The 26,630-nt window shown below is 39.0% G+C and carries 26 protein-coding genes; 19 read left to right on the forward strand and 7 right to left on the reverse strand.

Features of this window, described 5'->3' with window-relative positions; translation table 11 throughout:
- Window positions 1–4 precede the first annotated feature (4 nt).
- From E4O04_RS04740 to E4O04_RS04755, 4 genes are all read left to right on the forward strand, one after another.
- Window positions 5–250: a DUF2281 domain-containing protein gene (locus E4O04_RS04740; protein ID WP_253685113.1), complete on the forward strand. Its 246-nt coding sequence runs from the start codon at window positions 5–7 to the stop codon at window positions 248–250.
- Window positions 247–714, forward strand: coding sequence for a GNAT family N-acetyltransferase (locus tag E4O04_RS04745; protein ID WP_253685112.1), 468 nt, complete (start codon window positions 247–249; stop codon window positions 712–714). Before E4O04_RS04740 ends, E4O04_RS04745 begins: the two co-directional genes overlap by 4 nt.
- Before the next feature lie 70 nt (window positions 715–784).
- Complete coding sequence (locus tag E4O04_RS04750; RefSeq protein WP_253710279.1) at window positions 785–1,450, forward strand: DUF4272 domain-containing protein; 666 nt, start codon at window positions 785–787, stop codon at window positions 1,448–1,450.
- Window positions 1,451–1,464: 14 nt separating this feature from the next.
- Window positions 1,465–3,912 (forward strand): glycogen/starch/alpha-glucan phosphorylase, encoded by a 2,448-nt coding sequence (locus tag E4O04_RS04755; RefSeq protein ID WP_253710281.1) that lies wholly within the window; start codon window positions 1,465–1,467, stop codon window positions 3,910–3,912.
- An 84-nt stretch (window positions 3,913–3,996) separates the two neighbouring features.
- On the opposite strand, the gene E4O04_RS04760 is transcribed toward E4O04_RS04755, so the two are convergent.
- From E4O04_RS04760 to E4O04_RS04770, 3 genes are read right to left on the reverse strand one after another with little or no spacing between them, the layout of a single operon-like run.
- A complete protein-coding gene (locus E4O04_RS04760) occupies window positions 3,997–4,974 on the reverse strand; it encodes a dipeptidase (RefSeq protein ID WP_253685109.1) in 978 nt (325 codons plus the stop codon).
- Window positions 4,975–5,673 (reverse strand): hypothetical protein, encoded by a 699-nt coding sequence (locus E4O04_RS04765; RefSeq protein ID WP_253710284.1) that lies wholly within the window; start codon window positions 5,671–5,673, stop codon window positions 4,975–4,977. It abuts the gene before it with no gap.
- Window positions 5,674–5,683: 10 nt separating this feature from the next.
- Window positions 5,684–6,397, reverse strand: coding sequence for a DUF5058 family protein (locus E4O04_RS04770; RefSeq protein WP_253685107.1), 714 nt, complete (start codon window positions 6,395–6,397; stop codon window positions 5,684–5,686).
- Window positions 6,398–6,652: 255 nt separating this feature from the next.
- Between E4O04_RS04770 and E4O04_RS04775 the strand changes: the two genes are divergently transcribed.
- The 7 genes from E4O04_RS04775 (at window position 6,653) to E4O04_RS04805 (ending at window position 13,696) form a co-directional block, all read left to right on the forward strand.
- A complete protein-coding gene (locus E4O04_RS04775; RefSeq protein WP_253710287.1) occupies window positions 6,653–7,840 on the forward strand; it encodes a MalY/PatB family protein in 1,188 nt (395 codons plus the stop codon).
- A gap of 8 nt (window positions 7,841–7,848) precedes the next feature.
- Window positions 7,849–9,057 (forward strand): DUF401 family protein, encoded by a 1,209-nt coding sequence (locus tag E4O04_RS04780; protein WP_253685105.1) that lies wholly within the window; start codon window positions 7,849–7,851, stop codon window positions 9,055–9,057.
- A gap of 86 nt (window positions 9,058–9,143) precedes the next feature.
- Window positions 9,144–9,665, forward strand: a complete 522-nt coding sequence (locus tag E4O04_RS04785) for a DUF308 domain-containing protein (protein ID WP_253710289.1) — start codon at window positions 9,144–9,146, stop codon at window positions 9,663–9,665.
- A 25-nt stretch (window positions 9,666–9,690) separates the two neighbouring features.
- Window positions 9,691–11,301, forward strand: coding sequence for an ATP-binding protein (locus tag E4O04_RS04790; protein ID WP_253710811.1), 1,611 nt, complete (start codon window positions 9,691–9,693; stop codon window positions 11,299–11,301).
- A gap of 122 nt (window positions 11,302–11,423) precedes the next feature.
- On the forward strand, window positions 11,424–11,594 hold the full coding sequence (locus E4O04_RS04795; RefSeq protein WP_253677078.1) for a hypothetical protein: 171 nt from the start codon (window positions 11,424–11,426) through the stop codon (window positions 11,592–11,594).
- Window positions 11,595–11,704: 110 nt separating this feature from the next.
- A complete protein-coding gene (gene purF / locus E4O04_RS04800) occupies window positions 11,705–13,156 on the forward strand; it encodes an amidophosphoribosyltransferase (protein ID WP_253710291.1) in 1,452 nt (483 codons plus the stop codon).
- Window positions 13,157–13,177: 21 nt separating this feature from the next.
- Window positions 13,178–13,696: a hypothetical protein gene (locus E4O04_RS04805; RefSeq protein WP_253710293.1), complete on the forward strand. Its 519-nt coding sequence runs from the start codon at window positions 13,178–13,180 to the stop codon at window positions 13,694–13,696.
- 161 nt (window positions 13,697–13,857) lie between these two features.
- Here E4O04_RS04805 and E4O04_RS04810 read toward each other — a convergent pair whose 3' ends face one another.
- Complete coding sequence (locus E4O04_RS04810) at window positions 13,858–14,724, reverse strand: Rpn family recombination-promoting nuclease/putative transposase (RefSeq protein ID WP_253710295.1); 867 nt, start codon at window positions 14,722–14,724, stop codon at window positions 13,858–13,860.
- Window positions 14,725–15,000: 276 nt separating this feature from the next.
- Here E4O04_RS04810 and E4O04_RS04815 point away from each other — a divergent pair, with 276 nt between their 5' ends.
- From E4O04_RS04815 to E4O04_RS04830, 4 genes are read left to right on the forward strand one after another with little or no spacing between them, the layout of a single operon-like run.
- Complete coding sequence (locus tag E4O04_RS04815) at window positions 15,001–16,467, forward strand: TldD/PmbA family protein (protein ID WP_253710297.1); 1,467 nt, start codon at window positions 15,001–15,003, stop codon at window positions 16,465–16,467.
- On the forward strand, window positions 16,464–17,798 hold the full coding sequence (locus E4O04_RS04820; RefSeq protein ID WP_253710299.1) for a TldD/PmbA family protein: 1,335 nt from the start codon (window positions 16,464–16,466) through the stop codon (window positions 17,796–17,798). Before E4O04_RS04815 ends, E4O04_RS04820 begins: the two co-directional genes overlap by 4 nt.
- Window positions 17,799–17,808: 10 nt before the next feature.
- Complete coding sequence (gene rpoN / locus E4O04_RS04825) at window positions 17,809–19,200, forward strand: RNA polymerase factor sigma-54 (RefSeq protein WP_253710301.1); 1,392 nt, start codon at window positions 17,809–17,811, stop codon at window positions 19,198–19,200.
- A 31-nt stretch (window positions 19,201–19,231) separates the two neighbouring features.
- Complete coding sequence (locus E4O04_RS04830; RefSeq protein ID WP_253710303.1) at window positions 19,232–19,873, forward strand: MBL fold metallo-hydrolase; 642 nt, start codon at window positions 19,232–19,234, stop codon at window positions 19,871–19,873.
- Window positions 19,874–19,901: 28 nt separating this feature from the next.
- Here the strand turns inward: E4O04_RS04830 and amrS are convergent, their stop codons facing one another.
- The 3 genes from amrS to E4O04_RS04845 all read right to left on the reverse strand — a co-directional run bounded on the left by amrS (window position 19,902) and on the right by E4O04_RS04845 (window position 23,793).
- Window positions 19,902–20,789: an AmmeMemoRadiSam system radical SAM enzyme gene (amrS, locus tag E4O04_RS04835; protein WP_253710305.1), complete on the reverse strand. Its 888-nt coding sequence runs from the start codon at window positions 20,787–20,789 to the stop codon at window positions 19,902–19,904.
- A 15-nt stretch (window positions 20,790–20,804) separates the two neighbouring features.
- A complete protein-coding gene (locus E4O04_RS04840; protein ID WP_253710307.1) occupies window positions 20,805–21,914 on the reverse strand; it encodes an L-threonine 3-dehydrogenase in 1,110 nt (369 codons plus the stop codon).
- Window positions 21,915–22,068: 154 nt separating this feature from the next.
- Window positions 22,069–23,793 carry a hypothetical protein gene (locus E4O04_RS04845; protein ID WP_253710309.1) on the reverse strand — a complete coding sequence of 575 codons (1,725 nt, stop codon included), beginning with the start codon at window positions 23,791–23,793 and terminating at the stop codon, window positions 22,069–22,071.
- A gap of 279 nt (window positions 23,794–24,072) precedes the next feature.
- Between E4O04_RS04845 and rpmH the strand changes: the two genes are divergently transcribed.
- The 4 genes from rpmH to yidC are packed head-to-tail and all read left to right on the forward strand — an operon-like array spanning window position 24,073 to window position 26,611.
- Window positions 24,073–24,228, forward strand: coding sequence for a 50S ribosomal protein L34 (rpmH, locus tag E4O04_RS04850; RefSeq protein WP_044979600.1), 156 nt, complete (start codon window positions 24,073–24,075; stop codon window positions 24,226–24,228).
- A gap of 13 nt (window positions 24,229–24,241) precedes the next feature.
- A complete protein-coding gene (rnpA, locus tag E4O04_RS04855; RefSeq protein ID WP_253710311.1) occupies window positions 24,242–24,598 on the forward strand; it encodes a ribonuclease P protein component in 357 nt (118 codons plus the stop codon).
- Window positions 24,595–24,816 carry a membrane protein insertion efficiency factor YidD gene (yidD, locus tag E4O04_RS04860; RefSeq protein ID WP_253710313.1) on the forward strand — a complete coding sequence of 74 codons (222 nt, stop codon included), beginning with the start codon at window positions 24,595–24,597 and terminating at the stop codon, window positions 24,814–24,816. The genes rnpA and yidD overlap by 4 nt, the downstream gene beginning before the upstream one ends.
- A 40-nt stretch (window positions 24,817–24,856) precedes the next feature.
- Window positions 24,857–26,611 carry a membrane protein insertase YidC gene (yidC, locus tag E4O04_RS04865; protein ID WP_253710315.1) on the forward strand — a complete coding sequence of 585 codons (1,755 nt, stop codon included), beginning with the start codon at window positions 24,857–24,859 and terminating at the stop codon, window positions 26,609–26,611.
- Window positions 26,612–26,630 lie beyond the last annotated feature (19 nt).

Consider the following 26,630-nt stretch of genomic DNA (forward strand, 5'->3'; position numbering starts at 1 on the left):
GTTTATGTCTTATGAACAGTATTCTCAGTTAGAAACACAGGTTTTAGAAATACCTTATGAACAGAAACTTCAGCTTCTTTATATAATCGCAGATAGTTTAAAAAATACGGCAATGAGTAAGAAAAATAATTTAAAGGATAAGAAGCCAAAACGCAGACTTGGGATTTTGAAAGGTAAAATTTGGATGACTCCGGATTTTGATGATACTCCTCCCTGTTTTGAGGAGTATATGTTAGGGATGAAACTATGAATTTAAGTTTTAGATTATCAAAAGAGGCCGAGAAGATTGCATTAATGAATAAGGATGTACATGAACTTCATTATAGATTGTATCCTGAGTATTTTAAGCCCTTTTCTTATGATTCAACGGTAGAATTTTTAAAAAAGCAGTTACAAGAGGATAATTGGTTTTGCTGTATTGTTTCTTGTGATGGAAAGGATGCCGGTTATGCCTTATTTTATATTCGGGATTATCAGGAAAATCCTGTTAGGAAGGCTTATAGGGGAATACATATCGATCAAATCGGCATAGATCCCGAATATAGGCGGAAAGGCCTCGGTAAGGCCCTTATGGAAGAAATCGAAAAAATTGCTGTTCAAGAAGGTGCCTCACAAATAGAATTAAGCCATTGGGAACTCAACGAGGAAGCAAAGTTTTTCTATAAAAATATCGGTTTTGATACTTGTCTAAGATTTGTGGTTAAAAAACTGTAAAGTACTCAATTAATAAAAGGCTTGATTTTATTAAAAAAAAGACATACAATAAATGTAATGAGGTTATTTTATGTGTATTGATCCCGAACTGCGTAGAGAAAAATCTAATGCAAAGATAAAGGGCATGGGAATAGCTTGTTTTGAAGCCTTGCCTCTCTTGCCCTCATCTAAAGAGGTTAAATTAAAATCCTTAGATAAGATATGCGAAAGAGCTATAGCTTCTCTTTTGTCTATTCAGCTGGCAGAAGATATTTGTAATGAACAAGACTATGAAGAGTCAAAAGAATTATTTTCTATTCTTTTAGAAAAATACGGCGTTCAAAATCTTTTATTGGAAAAAGAAAAGCGCCTTTTTGACGGTACTTATACCGAACAGGACGCAGTTGATGTGGGTTGGACTTATGAAGCTTACTGGGCGCTTTTATGGGCCTTGGGGCTGGTTGAAGACATTTCCTATCCTAATGATATTTGTGATGTACAAAAAGCCATAACAACAGTGGGCGATAGAGAAACCAAAAAGGAATTTAAGGCTCTTTGTAAGCTGCGCGATATTGAAGAAATATTGGACATGCTCGATCTTCATTATAGATACCACTGGGCAACGGAAGAAAAAAGATTAAATCCTAAAACGGAAATAAAAGATTTGAATCCCGAAGTTTTAATGGAAAGAAGGCGCGGGCTTGAATGGCTTATTTCTGATGAAGAAGATTGGTATGAAGTTTCTATGGATACATAAAAGGAGGTAAGAGCTTGGTTATTTCAAAAGAAGATGTAAAGGATTCCGTAATACGGCGCTTAAAAAGGAATTTCAGTAAAAGCCTTGATAAGGCTACCCGCCGTGAAATTTATGATGCCGTAGCCAGTACGGTTATGGAGCTTATTCAATCCAACTGGATTAAAACTATGAATGCTCAAGAGAAAACCGGAGTAAGGAGGATGTATTATCTTTCAGCCGAGTTCTTGATGGGCAGGGCACTAATCAATAATATAAACAATATGGGTATCCGAAAAACCATTGAAGAGATAACCGAAGAAATCTCCGAACCTCTTTCGATAATCGAAGATGAAGAGCCTGATGCCGGTTTGGGAAACGGAGGCTTGGGAAGACTTGCTGCCTGTTTTTTGGACTCCCTTGCAACCCTTGATTATCCCGGACACGGATACGGCATCCGCTATAAGTACGGAATGTTCGAACAAAAAATCGAAAACGGCTATCAGGTTGAGTATCCCGACCGCTGGCTTTTTGCCCGCGACCCTTGGGAAGTCCGCCGCTCCGATTTGAGTGTCAAGGTTTACTTTGGGGGCACTCCTTCGTCCCGAACCTCCGAGAGCGGAAAACTCTATTACGATATAAACGGGGCGGAAGAAATTATTGCAACCCCCTACGATATGCCGATTGTCGGTTACGGTACTGATACGGTAAACACTTTGCGCCTTTGGGAAGCTTCTTCCGATGACGGCTTTGACCTTCCTCTTTTTAACAGCATGGAGTATAATCGAGCCTTTCAAAAACAGATAGATGCAGAAAGCATCTCTTGTATTCTGTATCCTAATGATTCAGGCCCGCCCGGAATGAACCTGCGGTTAAAGCAGCAATACTTTTTTACTTCCGCAAGCTTGCAGGATATTATACGTTCCTTTATACATAGAGAAGGTACCGATTTTGCCAAGCTTCCCGACTATGTCGTAATCCAGCTAAACGATACCCATCCTGTTGTGGGAATCCCTGAGCTCATGCGTATTTTAATGGACGATTATCATCTTGAATGGGATGCCGCTTGGGATATTACAAAGAGAGTTTTTGCATATACCAATCATACTATTCTCGCTGAGGCCTTGGAAAAATGGCCGATAGAAGTTTTTCAAAAGCTCTTGCCGCGAATTTATCAAATAGTCGAAGAAATAAACAGACGCTTTTTAGCAAAGCTTTACGAAAAATATCCCGGCGATTGGAAAAAGCATAACAATATGGCAATCATGGCCGACGGAAAAATTCACATGGCACGTCTTGCTATAGTAGGAGCCTTTTCGGTAAACGGAGTTGCAGCTCTTCACACCGAGATTTTAAAGCACAAAGAGCTTGCCGATTTTTATGACCTCTATCCTCACAAGTTTAACAATAAAACCAACGGAGTAACTCAGAGGCGCTGGCTTTTGACCGCCAACCCCTTGCTTTCCGAATTTATAACAAAGTACATAGGTTCAGGCTGGATAACTAATCTGGAAGAGTTAAAAAAACTTGAAGCCTTTATAGATGATGAAGAGTTTTTGGAAGGTTTTATTGAGGTAAAGCATAAAAACAAGATACGCCTTGCCGAATATCTTGAAAAAACTCAAGGCATTTTTATAAATCCTGAGTCTATTTACGATGTTCAAATTAAACGCCTCCACGAATATAAAAGGCAGTTATTGAACATTCTTCATATAATGACTCTTTATAACAGAATTATAAATGACCCTTCCTATGATCCCATCCCCCGAACCTTTATCTTCGGGGCAAAGGCTGCAGCAGCCTATAGGCGTGCAAAGGAGATAATAAAGCTCATCAATACGGTTGCGGACAGAATAAATAACGACCACCGGGTTGCAGGTAAATTGAGGGTTGTCTTTGTCGAAAATTACCGAGTTTCCGCAGCAGAAAAGATATTCCCTGCTGCCGACATTTCGGAGCAAATTTCTACTGCCGGAAAAGAAGCTTCAGGTACGGGCAACATGAAGTTTATGATTAACGGGGCAGTAACCATCGGTACCCTTGACGGGGCAAATATCGAAATTGTCGAAGAGGCCGGGGCCGAAAACGAATTTATCTTCGGACTTAAAGCTGAAGAGATTTTAAAGATGGATAAGGAAAACACCTATAATCCGAGGGAATATCTTGCCGCAAATCCAGAGCTTGAAAAGGCTGTAAATCAGCTTGTTGACGGAACCTATACCTTGCCGGGAGAGCAAACCTTTAGAGGACTTTATGACTCTCTTATTTACGGTGTTGAAGGACAGCGGCCCGATACCTATTATATTCTTGCCGATTTTAAGAGTTATCAAAAAGCCCACGAACAGATTATAAGCGATTATTATCACCGCCATGCTTGGGCAAAAAAATGTATCTTGAACATAGCCAGATCCGGAAAGTTCAGTTCGGATAGGACTATTCAAAACTATGTTGATGAAATTTGGAGGCTTGAGAAAGTAAATGTTTAAAATATAAAATGTTTTTAATAAAGAAGCGTCCGTTTAAAATAAACGGACGCTTTTAATTTTTTTAAATGAATTTAATGTATAGCTCTATTTAAGAACATCTTTTAAAAATCTTTCAGCATTTTTATATGCCATTTTTTCGATTTCATCTTCCGTCCATCCGTCTTTTTTTAGAGCATCAAAAAGAAGATAATACTTATCGCAACTGTTTATTTCCAGATTGCCGAAAACTCCGTCAAAGTCTGAACCAAGTGCGAGAACTTCTACTCCGCCTACATTTTTTTGATGGTTTAGATGTTTAACCATTAAGCTTACTGTACTGTCCTTACAGGTTATATCTTCATTTAAAAATTCCGGTCCTAAATTGAGACCCATGATTCCGCCCTTATTCGCCAACACCTTTATCATATCATCGGTCATGTTTCTTGTATGGGGGCTTAACATGCGCGAATTTGAATGAGATGCGGTGAAAGGTTTTTTTGAGTGTTTGGCTACATCATAAAAACCTCCATCAGAAAGATGACTTACATCAATTATGACTCCCAATTCGTTCATACGCCCTATGAGATCAATTCCAAAGGGTTTTAAACCGCGATTCATGATTTCGGGATCTTTTGAATTGGGAAATCCTATGCAGTTCTCGTCATTCCATGTTAAGGTTATTAGTCTAATACCTTTTTCATAGAAATGATCAAGGCGTTTTAAATTACCGTTTACGGATCTTCCGTCTTCAAGGGTTAAAAATGCAGATATTATGTTTTGACTTTTATTTTTTAAAAGCTCATCATAAGATTTGCATATTTTTACATAATCAACTTTTTCTATACCTCTTTTTATCTGAGACAGTAAACTTTCAATGTATTCGTCATCTGAAATTACCGGTCTTTTTAAAAAATCAAATATAGATTCGGTTAACATAAAAATAGCAAAAAACTGTGCAAAGGCTCCTGATTTTTTTAACCTTTCAAAATCTACGGAAAAAGATTTATTGGAAACAACTGTTTCTCCTTCTTCTTCTTTCCATGTCATCATGAGAGTGTCACAATGCAAATCTATATAGTTCATTTACTCCGCCTTTTTATTTTTCTCAATTTTGTGAAATATGTAGCCGTATATGATAGTTCCGGCGATAACTATTGCTAATTTAAAAGTTCCTATTCCGGGTATCAATCTTACCAGATAGTATGTAATAACTGTTGGAATAAAATATTTGACGGCTCTTTTTGGTTGCCCTCTAAACCGCATTACAATTACCGACCCAAATAAAGAAGGTAAAACATATTTAAAAGATTTAAGCACTACTTGCGGAAAAATAGCGAGAAGATTTTGTCCTATAATAACTACAATCAGCAAAATACACAGATTTACAAATACGGAAGCTGCAACTGCAATGATAGTTGCTATATTACCGCGAGGTTCAGTTACATCTGTTTTAAGTGCATTTTGAATTGAAAGAGCTACCGGTACCCTCATGTTTGAAACATTTCCTGCAAAGTAACTCATATAAGTACCTGCACTGCCAAGTACGGGAAAATAGCTCATCGGTTCAGTCAACCACATTCCTATACCGAATGATGATATTGCAATAGTTACACTTGCAAAAGCTGAGGCACTTTCAGTCCAGCCTTTTATAAAATACATATATCCTATGGGCAAAAATGAAAGTATAAGTGCTATCAGCATTGAAATCCTTCCCCATCTGTGAATATCGGTGATAAATTTGTTTTCGTACTCAGTAACCATTAAATCATTAGTGTTTTCCATAAAGCTTCTCCTATTTAAAAATAAATTCTGTTAAAATAATAGAACTGCCTAGTCCTGCAACTAAAGCAATTGCCAGCATCCATTCATAAATCCATTTTTTCTTTGATTTTTCTGCATACATCGACAGTAAGATAGTTATTCCGCCTGTTATAAGCATTACAATGGCCTCGACTTTTCCTTTGCGTGCATTATCGATAGCAAAATAACCTATAAGCGCTATCGATGCGATAAAACCGACTATTTTTGCAAAACTTCCTTCAATACTTTTATTTTTTATCAAAGAGCGTTCCATTGGTTTTAGGCTGAAAAAACAGTTGATAAAATAAGGTGCACTTCCGAGAATCATTGCATAGAGAACTAAAATGAAAACACCGGTCGTTATATTAGCGCTTGTAAGTTCAATGCCCAAAACATCTGCTGCAATTCCGGCTAACATTAATTCATAACTTGCAGAGCCGATAACTCCAATGCGCATAAATGCTGCTCCTGATCCCAGCATGGCCATAATTGTCAATGTTGCTATCATTACAGAAAAACCGGGTCCGATAATCGAAAAAATTCCGGTTCTTATCGATATCTTTACCTCTTCATTCGTGAGCAGCTGATGTTTTTTATTAAAGCTTAATGCTTTTTTTAAAAATATAGCTGCTTGAATTATGACGAAAGATGTCAATATGATAGCAAAAACCCACACAGTTCCGTTTACAATCGTAATTGTATCCATAAAAACCTCCTAGTCTGACTCTACAAAATTTTTGGGCAGTAAAACGAAAAGGTATATTAGAATTTTATAAAGTTCAGCGACACATAAAGATATAAATAGTTAAGGTTGTTAACTATATGCATCATTATAACATCAGCTTTCAAGATTTGTCAAGGAAAAATAAAATAATTGTAAAGTTTTTTAAAATTATTCTTGTAAAAATAAATTATTTACTGTATACTATTGATTAGACCCTTAACTATTAGGAGATGAATTATGTATGATTTTGTAAATACTTTATCACGAAAAAAAATTGGAGCTGCCAAATGGGAGCTTATGTACAAGTGGAATCCCAATGTTTCTGAAGGAGTAATACCTCTTTCGGTTGCGGATATGGAATTTAAAAATCCGCCGGAAATAATTGAAGGTTTAAAAAGTTATTTGGATAGGCTGATTTTAGGCTATTCTATGCGGTATGCAGATTATGACAATGCCGTAATAAATTGGCTTAAACGAAAACATGATTACAGTGTAAGTCCCGAAATGATTATGCAGACACCCGGAGTTGTAAATGCTTTTTTTGCTGCCGTAAATACCTTTACGGAAAAAGGAGACGGAGTAATCGTTATGCGCCCTGTGTATTATCCTTTTTCCATGGCAATTGAGATGAATGAGCGGGAGCTTGTAAATTGTCCTCTTTTATGTGATAAGGATAACTATTACACAATCGATTACGATAAATTTGAAAGCCTTGCAAAGCAGCCGAAAAATAAACTTTTGATTTTTTGTTCTCCTCATAATCCTGTCGGCCGTGTATGGAAAAAAGAAGAATTAAAAAGACTGGCTGAAATAGCCTTGGAGAATAATGTAATTGTTTTTTCCGATGAGATATGGAATGATCTTATAATGCCCGGCTATAAACATACTCTTATGGCAAGTATTTCAAAAGAGATAGGTGCAAATACCATTACGGCAACGGCTCCTTCAAAGACCTTTAATGTCGCGGGCCTTGCTACATCAAATATAATTGTAGAAAATGAAAATCTTAGAACCAAGTATTATGAAACCCTTCAAAAGATGAGGTCTTCAAGTGTGAATGCTCTCGGGCTTAAAGCTTGCGAAATAGCTTATACCCGGTGCGATAAATGGCTTGATGAGCTTCTGCTTGTTCTTGATACCAATCAAAAGCTGGTTAAAAATTATTTTGATTCCAACTTTCCAATGCTTAAAAGCAGGTACATTGAAGGTACTTATCTTCAATGGATTGATTTTAGGGCTCTTGGAATGGATAATAAAGCTTTGGAAGATTTTATGCATAATGAAGCGCAATTTTTTACTGACGAAGGTTATATTTTCGGCTCTGAAGGAGACGGCTTCGAAAGAATCAATATAGCTTGTCCTACTAAAATTTTAGAACAGCATTTGGAAATGCTTGGTGGTGCATTAAAGAAAAAAGGATTCTAGGATACTGTATGGAATTAATTTATTTGGCGGTAATATTTTTGGCTATTGTATTGGGTTTGACTTTTAAGCGTCCTCTTTATCAAGCGATACTCATTGCTGTGATTTTAGCCGTGATTTTATATAAAATTCCTTTTTTGGAATTTATAAAAATGGCAAGAAGTGCTTCTTTAAATTCTCAAACAATATATCTTTTGCTTGCTTTTTATATCATTACATACTTACAGCGTATGATGGAAGACAAGGAAATGCTTATGCTTGCTGAAATATCGCTTGAACAAATGTTTCATTCCAAACGTGTAAATGCTATGGCTGCTCCCTTTATAGTAGGGTTGCTGCCTTCTCCCGGAGCTGTCCTTATTGCCGCTCCGATAGTGGATGCCGCCGCGGATGATAATCTTAATGCTAATGAAAAAACTTTTGTGACCAGCTATTATAGACATATATCGGAATTGTTTATGCCTACCTATGCAGCCATACTTTTAGCCTTAAAACTTACCGGGGTGGATATGACTGCATTTGTTGTAAGTATGCTGCCGATGGTTTTTGTTCTTTTTTTACTGGGCTTTGTATTTTATGTAAAAAAAATACCCAAGAATAAGACCGCAGAGAACGAACAAAATAAAAAAGATGCCGTCTATTCGTTTTTTAAGGCTCTGTGGCCTATCGGTCTTACAACTATCTTAATTCTTGTTTTAAAAATTCAAGTTTTTTATGCTGTTTTGCCTGCAATATTCTTAATGATGTTTATTCATAAATTTACATTATCCCAATTAAAAAAATTTGCAGTTAAAGCTTTTGAAGCAAAAATGCTTCTTACAGTAATCGTTGTTATGATTTTTAAAGCGGTATTGGAATATAGTCATGTTATTGAAACTTTACCCGAAGTTTTTGGAATTCTCCCTATTCCTATTACTGCTGTGTTTTCAATAATAATTTTTCTGGGAACAATAGTTGCAGGCAGTCAGGCCATGATAGCCATGATGCTGCCTTTAGCTTTTTCGGCCATACCCGGTGCAGGTCTTGGAGAACTTGTTTTGTTTATGAGTATATGCTATATCGCAATGCAGGTATCGCCCACTCATATATGTTTGGCAATCATAACAGAACATTATAAAACTTCATTTTTATCGTTGGTTGTAAAGACTCTGCCTATCGTGCTTTCTTTTATAATTATTGCTTCTCTCTATAGTTATATTTTGATCCGATATATATTTTAATATTATCATTGTTTGAAATTTTAATGTATTATTGCGCTTGAAAAAAAATTGAAAAGATATTATCATTAAAAGTATCTGGAGTATATATGTCTGAAAAAAAATTGTCTTATTCTATGATCTTTTTGGCTATTGCCGTAATGTCTACGGTTTTGGGGATTGTATGTATTTTTAACCCCGACAGTATAACAAGAATTATTGTGACCATTGTCGGTATTTCACTAATCGTTTACGGCCTTATCGAAATTTATCAGTTTTTTTCGATCAAGATGAATTCCTTTTTGGTTTTGGGTATCATCTTAATAGGATTGGGGCTTTTTTGTTTGGTAAATCCAAGCGCAGTTCTCGGTCTTATCGGGCTTGTCCTCGGCCTCTTTTTGATTTGCTTGGGAGCCGTTGAGGTTAAAAAATCATTCGATTTAAAAAGCGCAGGTGTTAGGCTGTGGTGGCTTTGGCTGATTTTTGCAGGCATCGTTTGCTTAATAGGTCTTTCAGGTATTTTTAATCCTGCAAGCATTTCAGGTCTTTTTGCTAGTTTGATAGGTTTCGGTTTTTTGGTAAACGGAATAAGCAGTATTTGGCTTTTCCTGATTTTGAAGAAAAGGGGATAGTTTTCTTTCGAGGTAAGGTATGGATATGGATTTTAGCCGCAAACTTCCTATAGGCGTACAAAGTTTTAAGGTATTGCGTGATGATAATTATCTCTATGTCGATAAGACCGAATATGTTTATAAGTTAGCTTCTACAGGACGCGTTTATTTTTTAAGCCGGCCTCGAAGATTCGGAAAAAGCCTATTTCTTTCTACTCTTCAAGCCTATTTTTTAGGCCAAAAAGAATTGTTTAAAGACCTCGCAATCGAAAAGCTTGAAGAAGCCGAAAAGGCTAAAAGAGAAATCTGGCAGGAGTATCCCGTACTCTATTTGGATTTTAATCTTGCAAAGTATGAAACAAGGGAAGATCTTGAAAGCGTCCTAAATAATCATCTTTGCAGGTGGGAAGAAGTTTACGGCAGTTCTAATTCGGAAAACACTCTTTCGGAACGCTTTTTCGGCCTTATCTACCGTGCATATAAAAAAACGGGAAAACAGACCGTTATTTTGATTGACGAGTACGATAAACCCCTTCTTCAAACTATGTGGAAAGACGATGCTCTAAACGAAATTTATAAGACAATATTAAAGGGATTTTTCGGTGTCATCAAAACAGCCGACCAATATATACGCCTTGCCTTTTTGACGGGGGTGACAAAATTCAGCAAGGTGAGCATATTCAGCGATCTAAACAACTTAAACGATATAAGTCTAACTCCTCAATTTTCAGGCATCTGCGGAATAACTCATACCGAATTATTAAAAACCTTCGAGCCCGAAATAAAAGCCCTGGCCCAAGCCAACGAATTAAGCTATGAAGACTGTATCAAAACCTTACAGCAAAAATATGACGGCTATTGTTTTTCTCCCGATACTGAAAGAATGTATAATCCTTTCAGCTTACTTAATGTATTTTTCGGAAATCAATTTGAATATTATTGGTTTGCTACCGGAACGCCCACATTTTTGGTAAATTCTTTAAAGCGGAGCGATTATCACATTCCCAACCTTGACGGCAATGTGGAGATGACCTCGGCCGGTCTATCCGATTACAGGGCCGAAGCGGGTTCGGAAATACCCGTATTGTTTCAGGCAGGTTATTTGACGATTAAGGGTTATGATAAGCTCTTGCAGCTTTACAGGCTGGGCTTTCCTAACGATGAAGTCAGATACGGCTTTTTGTATAACCTTTTCCCTAAGTATTGCAATGTAGTTTATGCCGAAGGGCCGTTTTGCATAGCCCAATTTTATCGGGACATAATTGCGGGCAGAGTAGAAGAGTTTATGCAAAGATTAAAATCGATAATGGTAAGTCTTCCATACGATACCGTAAAAAAAGAAAGCAGTGAAAGCATCGTTTTAAGGGAGCATAATTTTCAAGTTTGCGTATACTTGGTCCTTGCTCTTTTGGGACAGTTTATCGAGCTTGAAATCCCTGCCGCTAACGGCAGAACCGATGCAGTCATAAAAACAGACAGTGCAATTTACATCTTTGAGTTTAAACTAAAAGAAAGAGCTGAAGCTGCCTTAAAACAAATCAAAGAAAAAAACTATGCTGAAAAATACAAGGCAGAAAACAAAAAAATCGTGCTTATCGGTGTCAGCTTTGACCCTGAAGAAAAGACCGTTGGAGAGTGGTTAATAGAAGATATTTAAGCCTTAGCTCAGGATAAAAATTTTACGCAAATTTATATTCTTTCTATCTATTGACATAAAATCCGTTTTTTTTTATACTTATTTGGTTGATAAATCTATAAATATTTTGCTAGGAGGCAGATATGGCTGGTGCAAGTAAAAACTCACGAACTGCTGCTGCAACTCAAAAATTTAATTGTCCTTGCGGCGGAGAAATCGTATTGAAAACAATGGTCGATAACGGTAAGATTAAAAATATTGCTGAATGCCCGAAATGTAAACGAGTTGAAAGAAGGCCGAAAGACTTTCATTAATCTGACTGTTTTTTAACGAGGCTAAAGAGGGAGACTTTTTATATTTTATGGAAAGTCTCCCTCTCTCGTTTTACGAGCATTTAAATTTTATCGAATTTGAGGAGGGTAAGATGAGCATGGAAAATATTTTTAAATCGAGTTTAGGTGAGGAATGCGGAATTGCGGCTGTCTGGGATTCAAAATCCTTTAGGACCGAAAATCCTGAAAGACTGGATGATGCTGCCCGCTCGGTTTTTTATGCTCTTTTTTCTCTCCAGCACAGGGGGCAAGAGGCTGCCGGTATGGCTGTTTCAAACGGAAAGCACATCCGCGTGTTTAAAAAGCCGGGCCTTGTTTCCAACATTTTTACCGAAAACGATATATCGAACCTTCAAGGCTATGCAGCTATAGGCCACACCCGCTATTCGACTACAGGTTCTTCTTCTTTGGGAAACATTCAGCCCTTTTATATAGAAACCATGCATGGGCCCATAGCCCTTGCTCATAACGGAAACCTTGTAAACGCTCCGTATTTGCGGCAAAAACTTTTGGAGAGGGGGGTGGGGCTTTCTTCTACCTCGGATACCGAAGTTATGATTATGATGCTTGCCGCTGCCAAGGGAGATTCTTGGACGGAGCGCATAGCCTCATGTATGCGGGAATGGGAAGGAGCTTTTTCTATTGCCGTTTTGACTGTTGAAGGCATTTACATCGCGAGAGACCCTTGGGGCTTTCGCCCTCTTTGTGTCGGCTGTATTCAAGACGGAGTATCGGTTGCTGCAAGCGAATCTTGTGCTCTTTTAACCTTGGGCTGCAAGGATTGGACAGAGGTAAAAGCCGGAGAAATTCTAAAGTTGGTCGATAACGGAGCGGAGTTGTGTATGCAGCTTCCCCCGAAAGAGCCCCTTTCTCCATGTATCTTTGAATACGTCTACTTTGCCCGCCCCGACTCGGTTTGGAACAAGGCTTCGGTTCATGTATCAAGGGTAAATTTCGGCAAGGAGCTTGCAAAAAACTCCCCCGTCGAGGCCGACATAGTTATAGCCATTCCCGACTCATCGCGGTCGGCAGCCATAGGCTATTCCCAAGAATCGGGCATTCCCTATGATGAGGGGTTTTCAAAAAATCGCTACATAGGACGCACCTTTATTCAGCCTACCCAAAAATTGCGCGACCAAGGCGTTGCGATGAAATTCAATATTCTTTCCGAGGCTGTCGAAGGAAAACGCATCATAGTGGTTGACGACAGCATTGTCCGCGGAAGCACCATGGGGCCCTTAATCAAGATGCTGCGGAGTGCCGGTGCCAAAGAAGTACACATCAGAATAGCTTCTCCGCCGGTGCGTTACTCCTGTTTTATGGGAGTAGACATGGGCGATCCCGAAAACCTAATCGCCCACAAAAAATCTGTTGAAGAAATCAGAGAGCACATCGGAGCCGATTCCTTAGTTTACCTATCCCAAGAAAGTATGCTTAAAGCTATGAAGGATGCCGGAGCAAACTCCCATTTTTGCTGTGCCTGCTTTGACGGTAAGTACCCCGTCGATGTCAGCGGCGCCGCCGACAAAAATAGTTTTGAGTGAGAATTTGGTAACGGAGTTAAAATGAAAAAACTTGTGTTATTTTTTGGTATTATTTTTATTGTCTTTCTTGCATTGATATTGATATCGGAATTGGTAAATGGTAAAAATAAAAATGATGAAAAATTTGTGTTATACAATACTAATATAAATACCATATATTTTGATTCCATAAAATTAGATTTAAAAGGTTCAACAGAAACTGTCAGGCTTACTAAAACTGAATATGATAATTCTACTTATGATATCGGTTTTGAAGTTTTAACGGAAAATATTCCTGCAGATTTTAAATATAACGGAATTTTAAAATTAATGATTTTTGATGAAAAAAATAATCTAATTGATTTTAAAGAGATTACCGCATGGGAGCAAATTGTTTTTTCCAGTAAAGAAAGTTCTAAAATTAAAATTGCTGTTTTTTGTAGAGATGTATTTAAAATTTCAGGTGAGTATATAGATTTGATTTTATCGGTAGAAAAAGAAGATAAGCAATTATCGGATTATCCCATTAAATGTTTTTTAGGTCCTGCCGTTACTCCATAAGAGATTAAAATAAAGGTCTAATTTTTATATAGTTTTTACATTGTTACAGCTTCTCGATTTCTAATTCGGAGAGCCTCTTTCGATTCCAATCATCAGGCTTTCTTCTCTTTGTACTGCGATGTCCGTATCATAATCATATTCAGCTATTAACATATTGATTCTTATAAAGCCTCTACTTCTTCAATACTTAAGCCTGTAGCTTTTGCGATAGCTTCTACGGTAAAGCCCATTTCAGCTAGGTTTTTTGCCGTTTCAAGAGCTTTTTGGTAAGAACCTCTTTCTTCGCCTTCAGCAAAGGCGATTTCTCTTTCTTCTGCACGCTGTACGGCTATATCGGTTTCATAATCATATTCGGCTAGTAACATATTGATTACCTCCTTAGTTTTACGTTTTAAATAATCACGCAAAATATTATTTTGTATACATTCCTCGATGGCTTTTTGAAAACCGTTTTGAAAATCTTCTTTTTTCCATCTGCGTACTGTTTCTACAAATAAGGTGTATTCATACATCATTTTGCAGTTTTCCAATATCGGATGGTGGTTTTGTTGGTTAATGTTTATCACCTTAACGGTCAAGTCAAGATTCGGTTTTTCCGTTTTTTCCATAAAAGCATCTGATAGTTTTAATGTTTTATCACATGGAAATGGCTCTTCTCCATTGTAGAAAACATAGAATTCGGGTGTCGGGATATTAAGAAGTTTACGGCTGTATTTTTCTTTGGATTCAAAGAGAGTTTCATAAAGCCGGCTTACATATTCAAGGCAGCGCAAAGGCATATTTGGGTTGATAGTGGACTGATGCTCTGCTAGTACTATGATTTTATTCTCAACAAGATAAGACACATCATTATAAAAAGTCATGTACAAGACTTGATCCAAACGGATGTTTTTTAATTGCCCTGTATCTTTAAGCGTAGTATTATGCAATGCATTATAAAGCGACAAAAAGTTTTCTTTTGCTTTTTCATCTTCTGCGAACAAATCTACAAAAACCGAGTCTTTGTATTTGCGGTTTGAACTACTCATGACTGCCCCTCCTACTTATAAATTCCACCTTTAGGTTGAGTTGATGTAAACTCAAGTTGAAACTCGGACAAGGATATTCGAGTTTCGTATATTATAGCATAGATTCACGAATTTTAAAAGCCATAGACCGAATTGAACTTCGGCACTCGAACTTCGCACTTCAACATTCGAACTTTGTACTTCGTCATTTGTAATTTGTACTTTACTCTTTTTTTTCAATTGCAAAATCTTAAGGTTTTTGATATAATATCTATTAGTAATTATTTAGGGGGAAATATGATTTATACATCAGAAAGCCTGCTTGAAGCTGCAAAAAATGCCGTTCCTAAGGCTGATCTTGTAACTTTACGCATTCACCGCACAAGGGGAACTTCCTTTGCGGCCCAGGATGGAGCTTTTGAGTCTTCCGGCTATTCGGCCGATCAAGGCTTTATGGTTGAAGTCTTATATGATGGGCACATTGCTTATGGGGCAACCCAGAATCTGACTCCTCAGGGAGCTGCCGAAGCGGCCCGTCAAGCCTTTAATGCCGCTCAAACCGCTTCAGCCTTTAAAATTGCCGATTTTGATAAAAATGTCAGGCCCGATACGGAATTAAAATACGAAACCCTTCGTGGTAAAAAGACCCGCCCTTCCAAAACCGAAATTTTCGACTATCTTTTTGAAATATGCAATATTTTAAAAGTATCGGATGAGGTTATAGATACCCACGCCTATGTAGAATTGGAAGAAGAGCAGATCGAGCTTTTAAGCTCCGAGGGAGCAAATATCTTACAGGATTTTTATAGGATAGGTTCCGGCTTGGGAGCTGCCGCCCGCCGCGGAGACATAATTCAAAGACGTTCCTATAACGGATACGGTGCCCGCACCTTTCAGGGAGGCTACGAATTTTTAAACTTTGCTAAGTCTAAGGCAGAAGCCAAAAGGGTAGGGAATGAGGTAATAGAGCTCTTGGGAGCAGAACCCTGTCCTTCAGACAGGCGCACCCTCGTCCTTATGCCCGATCAAATGCTTTTGCAGATTCACGAAAGTGTCGGCCATCCCTTGGAAATTGACCGCATCTTGGGTGATGAAAGAAACTTTGCAGGCGGCAGTTTTATAAGGCCTGAAGACATCGGCAGCTTTCAGTACGGCTCAAAGCTGATGAATATCTGCTACGATCCCACAATTCCATATCAGCTTGCAACCTTTGCTGCCGACCAGACGGGGGCTCAGGCAAAGAAGACCTTTATCATCAAGGACGGAATCTTAGTCTGCGCCTTGGGAAGCATCGAAAGTGCAGGCCGCCTCTATGCAGGTAAAACCGTTCAGCCTGATAAGATGGTTGCAAACCAAAGAGCAACCTCGTGGAACCGTCCGCCTATAGACAGGATGGCAAACCTCAACCTTGAGCCGGGAACAAGCAGCTTTGATCAAATAATTTCTTCTATCGAAAAAGGAATTATTATGACCTCAAACCGCTCATGGTCGATAGACGATTACCGCAATAAATTTCAATTCGGCTGCGAATACGGCCAATTAATCGAAAACGGAAAAATCACCAAAACCGTGCGCGACCCGAACTACCGCGGAGTATCCCAAAACTTTTGGAGAAACCTCTGTGCAGTAGGCGACAAATCCACCTTCCATGTATACGGAACGCCCAACTGCGGTAAAGGAGAACCCAATCAGGTTATTCAGGTCGGACACGCAAGTCCCGTTTGTGCATTTTCTGATGTAGAAGTTTTTGGAGGCGGAAAATGAAAATTAGTTTTAAAGAATATTTTGAATCGATTGCCGATTTTATGCTTTCGGAATTGCTTGAGGGAGAAAAAATTTCGATTTCCTTTTCGGGCGAAAAGACCTACTTTATGCGCTTTAGCAAGGCTAAAGTACGCCAAAACGGAACGGTAGATCAGGGTTATTTTTATTGTACCTTTTGGAAAAAGGGCCGCACCCATAATTTCAGTTTCGGTATTCAGATGAATATGGAAAAGGATAAGAGGATGGCGGCCGATGCTCTTCAAGAGGCGAGAGATTCTATAATGCTCCTTCCAGAGGATAAGTATCAATCAATTCCTGAATCTTCCGATACTTCATCTGCAATATATACAGGGAAGCTCTTGCCCGAAGACAAGATACCGGAAATTATCTTATCCCCCGTCAAAGACCTCGACTTTGCAGGCCTTTATTCTCAAGGCGTTATTTGCGAGGGTGTTATCACCTCGGCCGGAGCGACTCACTGGTTTCAAACCGAAACCTTTGTCTTGGATTATTCGGTATGGCTCGAAAACGGACGCGGTATAAAATCTCTTTATTCGGGAACGGAATGGAGCGATGAGCAGTACCTTTCAAAGATTGAGCAAGCCCGAAAAGGCTTGGAAATCTTGCACACTCCGCAAAAAAAATTAGCCCCCGGAAAATACAAGGCCTTTATAAGTGCCGATGCCCTTATCGACGTAACAGACTTTTTCTCGTGGAACGGTTTTAGTGAAAGGAGTATGCAGCAGGGTTCAAGCGCCTATCTTGCCTTAAAAGAGGGAAGAGAGCATTTTTCGGATAAGTTTAATTTGACTCAGGATTTTTCTCTCGGACTTGAACCTGCCTTTAACTCGAACGGAGAACTGGCTCCCGAAAAATTAAGCATAGTCGAAAAGGGTAAGCTTAAAAATACCTTGGTCAGTTTAAGAACCGAAACCCAATACGGTGTAAAATCCAACGGTGCCCCTTTAAGTGAGAGTATGCGATCGATCGTTATCGGAACCGGAGATTTAAACGAAGCGGATGCCGTAAAAGAGCTGGGTACGGGAATTTATATCTCCAACTTTAACTACCTAAACTGGAGCGATACCTCTTCGGCCCGTGTTACCGGAATGACCCGCTTTGCCTGTCTTTGGGTTGAAGACGGAAAAATCGTTGCTCCCATTGCCGACATGAGATGGGATGAATCCTTGTACAATATGTTCGGAGAAAACCTCTTAGCCGTAACAAAGGAAAGCCGAATCTTTGCAAACACAAGTACTTACGGAAGCAGAAGTACCGGAGGTGCATCCCTTCCCGGCATTCTGGTAAAGGATTTTAACTGTACTCTCTAAGGTAAAAAAAATGTTATTAAAGCAAAGGCAGCAGCAGATTCTATCTCAAAAAATGGTGATGAGCCAGCAGATGTTAAATGCTGTTGCCCTGCTTAATTTGTCGAGCGAAGAGCTTCAAGAAGAGGTAATAAAGGAAGTAAAACGGAATCCGGCCCTTATTTTTAAGACCTCTTCGCGAGTGAGTGCCGCATCTTCGGAAGAAGGGGATAAGCACCAAAGTTTTTTGGAGAGCATCGAAGATGATTCCCACAAGACCTTGCAGGCTCATCTCATTGAACAGGCCGGAGAATCGATAACGGATGAGTATGTCTTAGATGCGGCAATGCTCATAATTCAAAATTTGGATCATAACGGTTTTTATTGGGTTCCTCTTGAAGAGCTTTTTGCCGATCTTCTTACCGAAAAAAAAATAACGCGTACAGAAATAAAAAAAGCTCTTAATATTGTCAGGAGGCTTGAACCCATAGGCTGTGCCTGTTCCGGCTTTAAAGAATCCCTTATTGTACAGGCCGGAATCCTTTGCGAGTCTCCCAAAACTCACGAAATCCTTGACATTTATAAAAACATACATTCCCTTTGCGTAAAGATAATAAAGGAACATTACGAAGTTCTTTCCTTTATTTCCGATTTAAAACTTTTTATAAAAAAACTTGCTCAAAAAAAAATCATTATAGATTTTGAAACTGCGGAAGAACTTGCAGAATTGATAAGGTCCTTAAACCCTAAGCCCGGCCTTGCTTATTCCCGCGGAACGGACGGCGAAAAATTTATTACGCCTATAGCCGAAATAAAACGGGAAGGAAATGAATTTAAGATTATAATCAATGACGAAGAAATTCCCGCCCTTGAAATTTCGCCCGAATATGAAAGGATAAAAAATTCCGGTTCAAAGGAAGAAAGGAAAGAGGCTTCAGACTTTTTAAACAAGGCCTCTCTTTTTATGAGCGTACTTGCCTACCGCAATCAGACCATACTCAAGGTTTTAACTGCCTTGGTCAATTTTCAAGAAGCCTTTTTTTTAGGCCGCCCGTGTAAACCTTCTTCCGGAGGAGAAAACGAAAAGATGCAGCCCGGCTACTTAAAGCCCTTAAAACAAATCGACATTGCGGAAATTGTTGGCTTGAGCCCTTCTACCGTTTCGAGAGTTTCAAACCAAAAATATATAAGATGCGAATGGGGGCTTTTTGAAATTAAGGACCTCTTTTCGCCTGAAGTGAGCAGCGGGCTATCAAAAGACTATGTAGAAAAGGCCATAAGAGAAATCATCGAATCCGATACCGAAAAAAAAACCGATGCCCGCATTTCTCAAATTTTAAAGGAACGCGGAATCGATATTGCCGTAAGAACGGTCAACAAGTACCGCAAAGAAATAGGACTTCCTTCATCTTATCATCGCAATTGACATTTTTCTCGAATTGCCGTATAAAAAAGATATGGAAATTACGGAGATCTATACCGGCCCGCTTTTTGTAAAGACCTGGGCTCTTCCCTTAGACAAAAAAACTGTTCTCCTCGTTGATCCGGGCGGCACGGATGAGGAATTGATGGATTACCTAAAAAGTAAAAATGCCGAAAGACTCGAAATCATGCTCACTCACGGACATTTTGACCATGTAGGAGGGGTTCCGGCCCTTATGCAAAAATATCCCGGCTCTTCTTTATGGATCCACCCTGCGGATGCGGGTTATCTGGGGCAAAACGGAAAGGAAAAACACATTGCTTGTTTTAGCCAAATCCGCGCCGAAAGATATATAAGGGCCCTAAAATACGATTTTCCCGAGCCGACAGGCTTTTTAAAAGACGGAGACCTTGTAAACGGTTTTAAGGTTTTATACACTCCGGGGCATACCGAAGGTTCGGTTTGTTTTTGGAATGAAGAAGCAAAGGTGCTCTTTTCGGGCGATACCCTTTTTTACCGCTCCCACGGCAGAACCGACCTTTTAGGCGGGGACGATCAAAAAATAAAGGCTTCACTGAAATTCCTTTTAAAGCTCCCTGATGAAACTACCGTCTATCCCGGGCACGGCTCAAATACCTCGATAGGGGCTGAAAGGGTATGGATAGAAAAGATTTAGAGCCGGTTTTTAAGTGCTCAAGAATCGATTAAATGTTCCCGGGATAAACATATTTTAAATTTCTTTGAGCTATCTTACACAGGTGCCTGATTGTTTCGGGTCTTGTGGGCCTTTTATCCTTCATCTTGTAGGCAGGGTAGAAGGCCGAAATATGTAAGGGAATATCGGGTCTTATTTTTGAAAGCATTTGAGAGAGGGCTTCCATTTCCTCATCGCCGCTGTTAAAGCCTTCGATTACCAAGCAGGTAACTTCTACATGAACTTTTGAGGCTGCACTTCGGATCGTTTTTATTACGGGCTCTATTTTTCCCTTGCAGATTTCGGTGTAAAATTGAGGGGAAAAAGATTTTAAGTCGATATTCATTGCGTCAACCATAGGGAGGATTCCGTTTAAGGGTTCTTCTTCGATAAAGCCGTTTGTTACGAGGACGGTTTTTAAGTCTTTTTCTTTTGCAATCGGAAGCACATCCTTAACATACTCATACCAAACCGTAGGTTCGTTATAAGTAAAAGCTATGCCTATGGAGGGAGTTTTTAAAACGGCCCTAATCAGTTCTTCGGGGCTGACCGTATCTGTGTTTTTTTCTGTTTTTTCTTCCGGCGGAGCGGAATGAACAAGGGAATGGTTTTGGCAAAATCGGCAGTCAAAATTGCAGCCGAAGGTTCCTACCGAGAAGATGTAGGAAGAAGGGTAAAAACGGTATAAAGGCTTTTTTTCGATCGGGTCGAGGGCGGCCCCCAAAACCTTGCCGTAGTTTAAGGCATAGAGTTTTCCGTCTATGTTTTTTCGGCTAAGGCATAGGGAAAGCCGGCCCTCTTTTATAAGACATCTATGAGGGCATAAAAGGCAGCGTATTTTATCGTCTTCATTTTTTAAAATTGAAGATTCTTTTTTCCAAAATTCCGCTTCTTTCATAGCCCTCTTAAAAACTTACTTCTTTTTTGCAGTTGTTTTGGCGGTTTTGGCTGCCGGCTTTTTAGCGGCTGTTTTAGAAGTCTTTTCTGCAGGTTTGGCAGGCTTTTTAGCGGCAGGAGCCTTAGCGCTGCTTACCTTTATTGCAGAAGGTTTTGCATTGGGGAGCTCAATGCCGAGTTTTTCGCTCAATTTTTCGAGCATATCCTTTGTCATGCTTTCAAGGTTGTACTTGGGCTTCCATCCCCATTCTTTTTTGGCGCAAGAATCATCGAGGGAGTTAGGCCAAGAATTTGCTATAGCCTGACGAACAGGGTCTACCTCATAGCTCATCTTAAATTTGGGAATATGCTTTTTGATTTCGGCAGCGATTGTTTCGGGAGCAAAGCTCATAGCCGTGATATTAAAGGCATTTCTGTGCTTTAATTTTTTAGGATCGGCTTCAAGAAGTTTAAAGATGGCGTTTAGGGCATCGGGCATGTACATCATGTCCATGAGGGTTCCCTTTTTGATAAAGGATGTATAGGCTCCATTCTTTAAGGCCTCATAATAGATATGAACTGCATAGTCGGTGGTTCCTCCTCCGGGGAGGGCCTCATAGGAGATAAGGCCGGGGAAGCGGACTCCCCTTGTATCTACTCCGAATTTTTGATGGTAATAATCGCACAATAGTTCTCCTGCAACCTTTGTAACGCCGTACATTGAGGTCGGTCTTTGAATCGTATCCTGCGGAGTTTTATCGGCAGGGGTTGAGGGGCCGAAGGCTGCGATTGAGCTGGGTACAAAGAGGGAGTATTTTTCTTCTCTTGCGAGTTCCAACATATTGTGTAAACCTGTAAGGTTAATTTGATAGGCTAATTGGGGATTTTTTTCTGCTACGGCTGAAAGAAGGGCCGCAAGGTGGATTATCGTGTTGACCTTATATTTTTTGCAAACCTCAAGAGTTTTTTTGCCGTCAAGGACATCGAGCTTTTCAAAGGGACCGCTTCCGATAACCTTGGGTACATCTTTTTTTTCGATATCGGAAGCAATAACATTGTCGTTTCCGTACTCGTTTCTTAAAAACATAACCAATTCACTTCCGATCTGTCCGAGTGAACCGGTAACCAAAATTTTTCTTTTAGTCATATTTTCTCCTTATTTTGCAGTAATTAAGTTGCTGTCAAAAAAATTATTGTTAATTGTACCATATTTTTATTTTCTGTGCTAGATGTTAAAAAGCCTGCTTTAAAGAAAATCTCAAAAGCAGGCTTTAAGTAAGTTAGGCTAATACTTATTTTGCCTATCGCCAGATAAGCAATGAGTTGCCTTCAAACTTTAGTCTTGAGGAAGCAGAGCCTCCTTCCGTAACTGTTACCGTAATAGTTCCATCTTTGTTGTCGGTAATTGTTGCAGTTATTTGTTCGCCGGGATTATCTTCTCGGCTGCCGTTGAAGGTATAGTCTGGACCGCTTCCTGTGATTGAGCCTTTATAACCTTTATGATTATAACTTCCTCCCTGTTTTTCTTGGATTGATAAGAACGCTCCGATAGTTCCATCGGGAATTTTATGGGCGCTCAAATTGGAAATCCATGTATTTTCGGAGGGTGTATATTCCGGATGATAATCCCAATGCCCTCTATTTTCATACCAAGCTTTTGAAGGATTGTAAACTTCGGTTGTTCCAAAGTAGAGCTTGCCTTCCGAGTCTTTTCTTATAGAGTAAGAATAGGTGCAAGGTTCTTTGGCTTCTTTTATCTGTTGAGCGGCTTGTTGTTGAAATTGTTTTTTAAATTCAGCTAATATATCTTCTGTTGAGGCATCTTCAGGTAAGCCAAACTGTTTAGCTTTTTCTTTTTTTAATCCTATAAGTATGGCTTTTATTTTCTCTGTTTGTTCTTGAGGGGAAAGAGCTGTAAATTCATTATATTCTATACCAAGGGCGTCTTTTAGGAATTTGTTAAAAAATTCTTCATCAGTGTATCCTGACATATCTTCATGAGAAAAGTTTTTAAGAACTTCTTTTGTCTCCGCGATACTTATAGTGGGTTTACTCAAAAGAGCATCAATGCCTTCCAACAGATTTTTTAGAGCAGTAATATTCATGTCTGTCATAAGACTATAGTATTCTTCAATGGTAAACCATTTATTGCCTTCCGGTGAAAAAATAGATGTCAGTCTTACGGTAATTTGTTTATTTGTGTCATCTAATGTGTATGAGTACAGATTACCTCTTAAAAGCTTATCATCCTGAAATTCTTTTATAGTTATACCGTTTTGTGTAAACTCATAAACTTTTTTATCGTTCGAACCACCTTTAATTTCAATCTTTACAACAGGCAAAACTGTAACTTCAAATGCTTTTATTTTTCCGCTTGCGGTTGCTGTCAGTTTTACCTTACGCTCTACAATATCAAATGCAATTAGGGCCTTTGGATTTGTTCCTGAGTTTTCAATTTTTATGATATTTTCATTTTCAGTTGACCAAGTAATTGCTGTGCTCTCTGTATTTTTTAATTCTTTAGGTAGATCAAAATCGTCGCTTACCGTTGTGGGAATAGTTAAGGTATTGAAATAGTCATCTTCTGTGGGGGTATCTCCGCTTTTAAATACTTTTACGGTAAAATCCCTTGATTTTGAAATACCGTTTTTTGTTAGGGTAATAGTAATTTTTACATCTGCGGTTTCCGTAGGTAATGCTTTGACCTTCAACTGATTAGGTGCTTCATATTCGATAAGTTCGATGTTATTTGAAGCTATGTCAGCCCTTACCTCGGGTACTGAGGGTAAATTGGAAATTGTAATACTTTCAGAGGCAGCGGTAATAATAGTTTTATCTAAACTTATTTTTCCTAAAAGTGCTGTCAACTCGGTTTCCTCTGCACTGACGGCTGGCGGGGTTAGCGTTCCTCCCGAATTGCTGCCGCTTGAGGGTCCTGTTCCAGTAGGACAAGCTGTAACCAAAAATACGGCACTTAAAACTAAAATTAAAAGTGCGGCCATTGAAACAAAATTCTTATGTTTCATAAAAACTCCTTGCTCTGCATTCTGCAGGATTATGATTTTATGAGCTTTCACACTTTTACATAAATCCGTTTAGAAAACAGCCTTATTGCAAAATATGAAAACTTTCTTCCATTATACCCCCCCCCGAAAAAGTCAATACTACGATATTTTAAAATATTAAGAATATTCAGCACTCTTGACTTTTATCCCCGTAATTGATATAATCCACAATCCGTAATGGAATTTATCTTGAAATTTTTGAGCGGGGATTCCCGTTCTACAATATAAGGAGTCTAGTTTATGAAACGGACATATCAACCAAGTAAAACAAAACGGGTTCGACGCTTCGGATTCCGTGCACTTATGAAAACAAAGGGCGGACGTGCTATCTTAAGCCGCCGCAGAGCAAAGGGCAGACGCAAGCTTTCAGCTTCCGACGAAAAAAAACCGTTCTAATTTTCTCTCTTAAGTGAGTAATTTTACATTTTCCGGAGAAGAACGGTTAAAAGATCGATCACGTATTAAGGCTGTATTTCAAAAAGGCCTTAAACTGAGCTTAAAAGGAGTGAGTTTGTTCATTCTGCCTAATGGATTGGAGTACAATCGATTTTTATGTACTTTTCGACGAGGTTTCGGTTCCGCAGTGATGCGGAACAGGTCTCGGAGAATATCAAAAGAGGCCTATAGGCATATAAAACATAGGTTAAAACCTGGGAACGATTTTATCCTGCTGGTTTTTTCAGAGAAGGACTCTTACTTTCTCCGTCTAGAACAACTTACCACCCTCTTTTCAGAAGCAAAAATGTATAATGATGAGGCTTTATGAGAAAACTTTTAGTAAGTTTTTTGTGTGCTTGTATAATCTTTTATCAAAAGGCTATTTCTCCTCATTTTCCGCCTAGCTGCAGGTATGAACCTACCTGTTCTCAGTATGCCATTGAAAGTATAAAAAAGTACGGCCCGTTTAAAGGTTCGGGTATGGCTTTACTTAGGATTTTGAGATGTAATCCTTTTTTTAAGGGAGGGTACGACCCTGTTCCATAATGATGATTAACCTATAGGGGTTAAAATTTAGGAGTTAGAATTGAAAAAAAATACCGTATTAGCTGTTGTGCTATCAATGCTTGTTCTTGGAGGCTGGATGTATATTCAGCAAAAATATTTCCCCGCCGAGTATAATGTTCCCCAAAAACCTGTTGCAAAGGATCAGGGGCAAAATGCAGTTTCACCTGAAAACACATTCCAATCATCTTCAAATCAAATTTCCGGTTTGATGATTGAAGCTGCTGCAGATTCCGTTTTTCCTTCCAGAGAGGAAACCTATGTAGTCGAAACAGATATTATCCGAGCCGTTTTTACAAATAAGGGCGGCGACATTATTTCTTATAAATTGAAAGAACATGCTTCAGCCGGAAGCGATGAACGTGTTGAGATGATCGATAATGTTACCGAAAAAAATAGAGCTCTTTCTCTCGCCTTCGGGGGGCCTGAGACTCAGGCTGTGGATCTCCTTTTTAATGTAAAAGAAGACAAGCTCGAAGACGGAAGAAAACAGATCGGTTTTTATAGAGATATAAAGATAAAAAATACAGACGGCTCGGAATCCGTGTTTACCCTTGCAAAACGCTACACCTTTATTCCCGGCGATTATATGTTTACCCTGGAGGTAACTATCGACGGAAAAGACGGAATGAGAGGTTTGGCCTTTGGCGACAGCGCTTATACTTTAAGGAGTGCGCCCCAGATAGGTCCTGAATGGGATAAGGTAAACGATAAATATGAATACAGAGCTCTTTCTTATTTTGCAAATGACAAGAAAAGAGAAGATAGAGGTATTACCGACGGGAAAACAAAGTCTGTAAACGATTTGGCTTCATGGGTAAGCGTTTCAGGCAAGTACTTTTCCTTTATAGTTATCCCTAAAGATCCGATTCAAAAAATGTTCTTTTCAGGCATAAAGCAGGATGGTGCAAAGCTTCATAATTCTCAGTTTTTTATTTCAAGGCAGCCTATTGTGGGGAATGCAGCCTATGATCAATACAGGGTTTATATAGGTCCGAGTTCCGAAAAGATATTAAATTCTTATAATTCTCCGGCCGCAAATAATTACGGTTATGAAAATTTAAGGATAGACGGGCTTGCCGCTTCGACCGGTTTTTTAGCTCCATTGGAAAGAGTTTTAAAATTCATTATGGAAATTTTTTATAAAATTATTCCTAACTGGGGTGTTGCACTCCTTTTACTTACTCTTTTTATGCGCATTATCTTTTTCCCTCTGACCAAAAAAAGCTCGAAAGCTACTAAGCGTATGCAGGAGCTTCAGCCTCAGATTAATGAGCTGCAGCAGAAGTATAAGAATAATCCTCAAAAACTCAACGCAGAGATGGTTAAGTTCTATAAAGAAGCAGGCTATAACCCGGCATCCGGCTGTCTTCCTCTTCTTATTCAGCTTCCCTTCTTGTTTGCAATGTTCGGATTATTCAATAACTATTTTGAATTCCGAGGAGCCGGCTTTATTCCCGGCTGGATACCCGATCTTTCGGTAGGAGACAGTATTTTGAAATTCGGCTTTACTATTCCGTTTTTAAATTGGACGGACTTGAGATTGTTGCCCATCATTTATACGGGATCTCAACTTCTGCACGGTAAGTTGACACAAACACCGGGACAGTCTCAGCAAAATCCTTCTATGAAGATAATGTTGTATTTTATGCCGATTTTCTTCTTCTTCCTTTTTTATAATGCACCTTCGGGACTCTTATTGTTCTGGACTTTTTCCAATATTTTGATGCTTTTACAGCAGCTTATAATCAATAAGTCCATGAAGCATAAAGAATAATTATTTTGATACTAGGAGA

It is taken from the genome of Treponema sp. OMZ 799 (assembly GCF_024181365.1).
In the GTDB taxonomy this organism is placed as follows: domain Bacteria; phylum Spirochaetota; class Spirochaetia; order Treponematales; family Treponemataceae; genus Treponema_B.

What these genes read in the sequence shown, in the direction of transcription:
- E4O04_RS04740 (WP_253685113.1), top strand. Translation starts at nt 5, where the DNA reads ATGTCTTATGAACAGTATTCTCAGTTAGAAACACAGGTTTTAGAAATA.
- E4O04_RS04745 (WP_253685112.1), top strand. Translation starts at nt 247, where the DNA reads ATGAATTTAAGTTTTAGATTATCAAAAGAGGCCGAGAAGATTGCATTA.
- E4O04_RS04750 (WP_253710279.1), top strand. Translation starts at nt 785, where the DNA reads ATGTGTATTGATCCCGAACTGCGTAGAGAAAAATCTAATGCAAAGATA.
- E4O04_RS04760 (WP_253685109.1), bottom strand. Translation starts at nt 4,974, where the DNA reads ATGAACTATATAGATTTGCATTGTGACACTCTCATGATGACATGGAAA.
- E4O04_RS04765 (WP_253710284.1), bottom strand. Translation starts at nt 5,673, where the DNA reads ATGGAAAACACTAATGATTTAATGGTTACTGAGTACGAAAACAAATTT.
- E4O04_RS04770 (WP_253685107.1), bottom strand. Translation starts at nt 6,397, where the DNA reads ATGGATACAATTACGATTGTAAACGGAACTGTGTGGGTTTTTGCTATC.
- E4O04_RS04775 (WP_253710287.1), top strand. Translation starts at nt 6,653, where the DNA reads ATGTATGATTTTGTAAATACTTTATCACGAAAAAAAATTGGAGCTGCC.
- E4O04_RS04780 (WP_253685105.1), top strand. Translation starts at nt 7,849, where the DNA reads ATGGAATTAATTTATTTGGCGGTAATATTTTTGGCTATTGTATTGGGT.
- E4O04_RS04785 (WP_253710289.1), top strand. Translation starts at nt 9,144, where the DNA reads ATGTCTGAAAAAAAATTGTCTTATTCTATGATCTTTTTGGCTATTGCC.
- E4O04_RS04790 (WP_253710811.1), top strand. Translation starts at nt 9,691, where the DNA reads ATGGATTTTAGCCGCAAACTTCCTATAGGCGTACAAAGTTTTAAGGTA.
- E4O04_RS04795 (WP_253677078.1), top strand. Translation starts at nt 11,424, where the DNA reads ATGGCTGGTGCAAGTAAAAACTCACGAACTGCTGCTGCAACTCAAAAA.
- purF (WP_253710291.1), top strand. Translation starts at nt 11,705, where the DNA reads ATGAGCATGGAAAATATTTTTAAATCGAGTTTAGGTGAGGAATGCGGA.
- E4O04_RS04805 (WP_253710293.1), top strand. Translation starts at nt 13,178, where the DNA reads ATGAAAAAACTTGTGTTATTTTTTGGTATTATTTTTATTGTCTTTCTT.
- E4O04_RS04810 (WP_253710295.1), bottom strand. Translation starts at nt 14,724, where the DNA reads ATGAGTAGTTCAAACCGCAAATACAAAGACTCGGTTTTTGTAGATTTG.
- E4O04_RS04815 (WP_253710297.1), top strand. Translation starts at nt 15,001, where the DNA reads ATGATTTATACATCAGAAAGCCTGCTTGAAGCTGCAAAAAATGCCGTT.
- E4O04_RS04820 (WP_253710299.1), top strand. Translation starts at nt 16,464, where the DNA reads ATGAAAATTAGTTTTAAAGAATATTTTGAATCGATTGCCGATTTTATG.
- rpoN (WP_253710301.1), top strand. Translation starts at nt 17,809, where the DNA reads ATGTTATTAAAGCAAAGGCAGCAGCAGATTCTATCTCAAAAAATGGTG.
- E4O04_RS04830 (WP_253710303.1), top strand. Translation starts at nt 19,232, where the DNA reads ATGGAAATTACGGAGATCTATACCGGCCCGCTTTTTGTAAAGACCTGG.
- amrS (WP_253710305.1), bottom strand. Translation starts at nt 20,789, where the DNA reads ATGAAAGAAGCGGAATTTTGGAAAAAAGAATCTTCAATTTTAAAAAAT.
- E4O04_RS04840 (WP_253710307.1), bottom strand. Translation starts at nt 21,914, where the DNA reads ATGACTAAAAGAAAAATTTTGGTTACCGGTTCACTCGGACAGATCGGA.
- E4O04_RS04845 (WP_253710309.1), bottom strand. Translation starts at nt 23,793, where the DNA reads ATGAAACATAAGAATTTTGTTTCAATGGCCGCACTTTTAATTTTAGTT.
- rpmH (WP_044979600.1), top strand. Translation starts at nt 24,073, where the DNA reads ATGAAACGGACATATCAACCAAGTAAAACAAAACGGGTTCGACGCTTC.
- yidD (WP_253710313.1), top strand. Translation starts at nt 24,595, where the DNA reads ATGAGAAAACTTTTAGTAAGTTTTTTGTGTGCTTGTATAATCTTTTAT.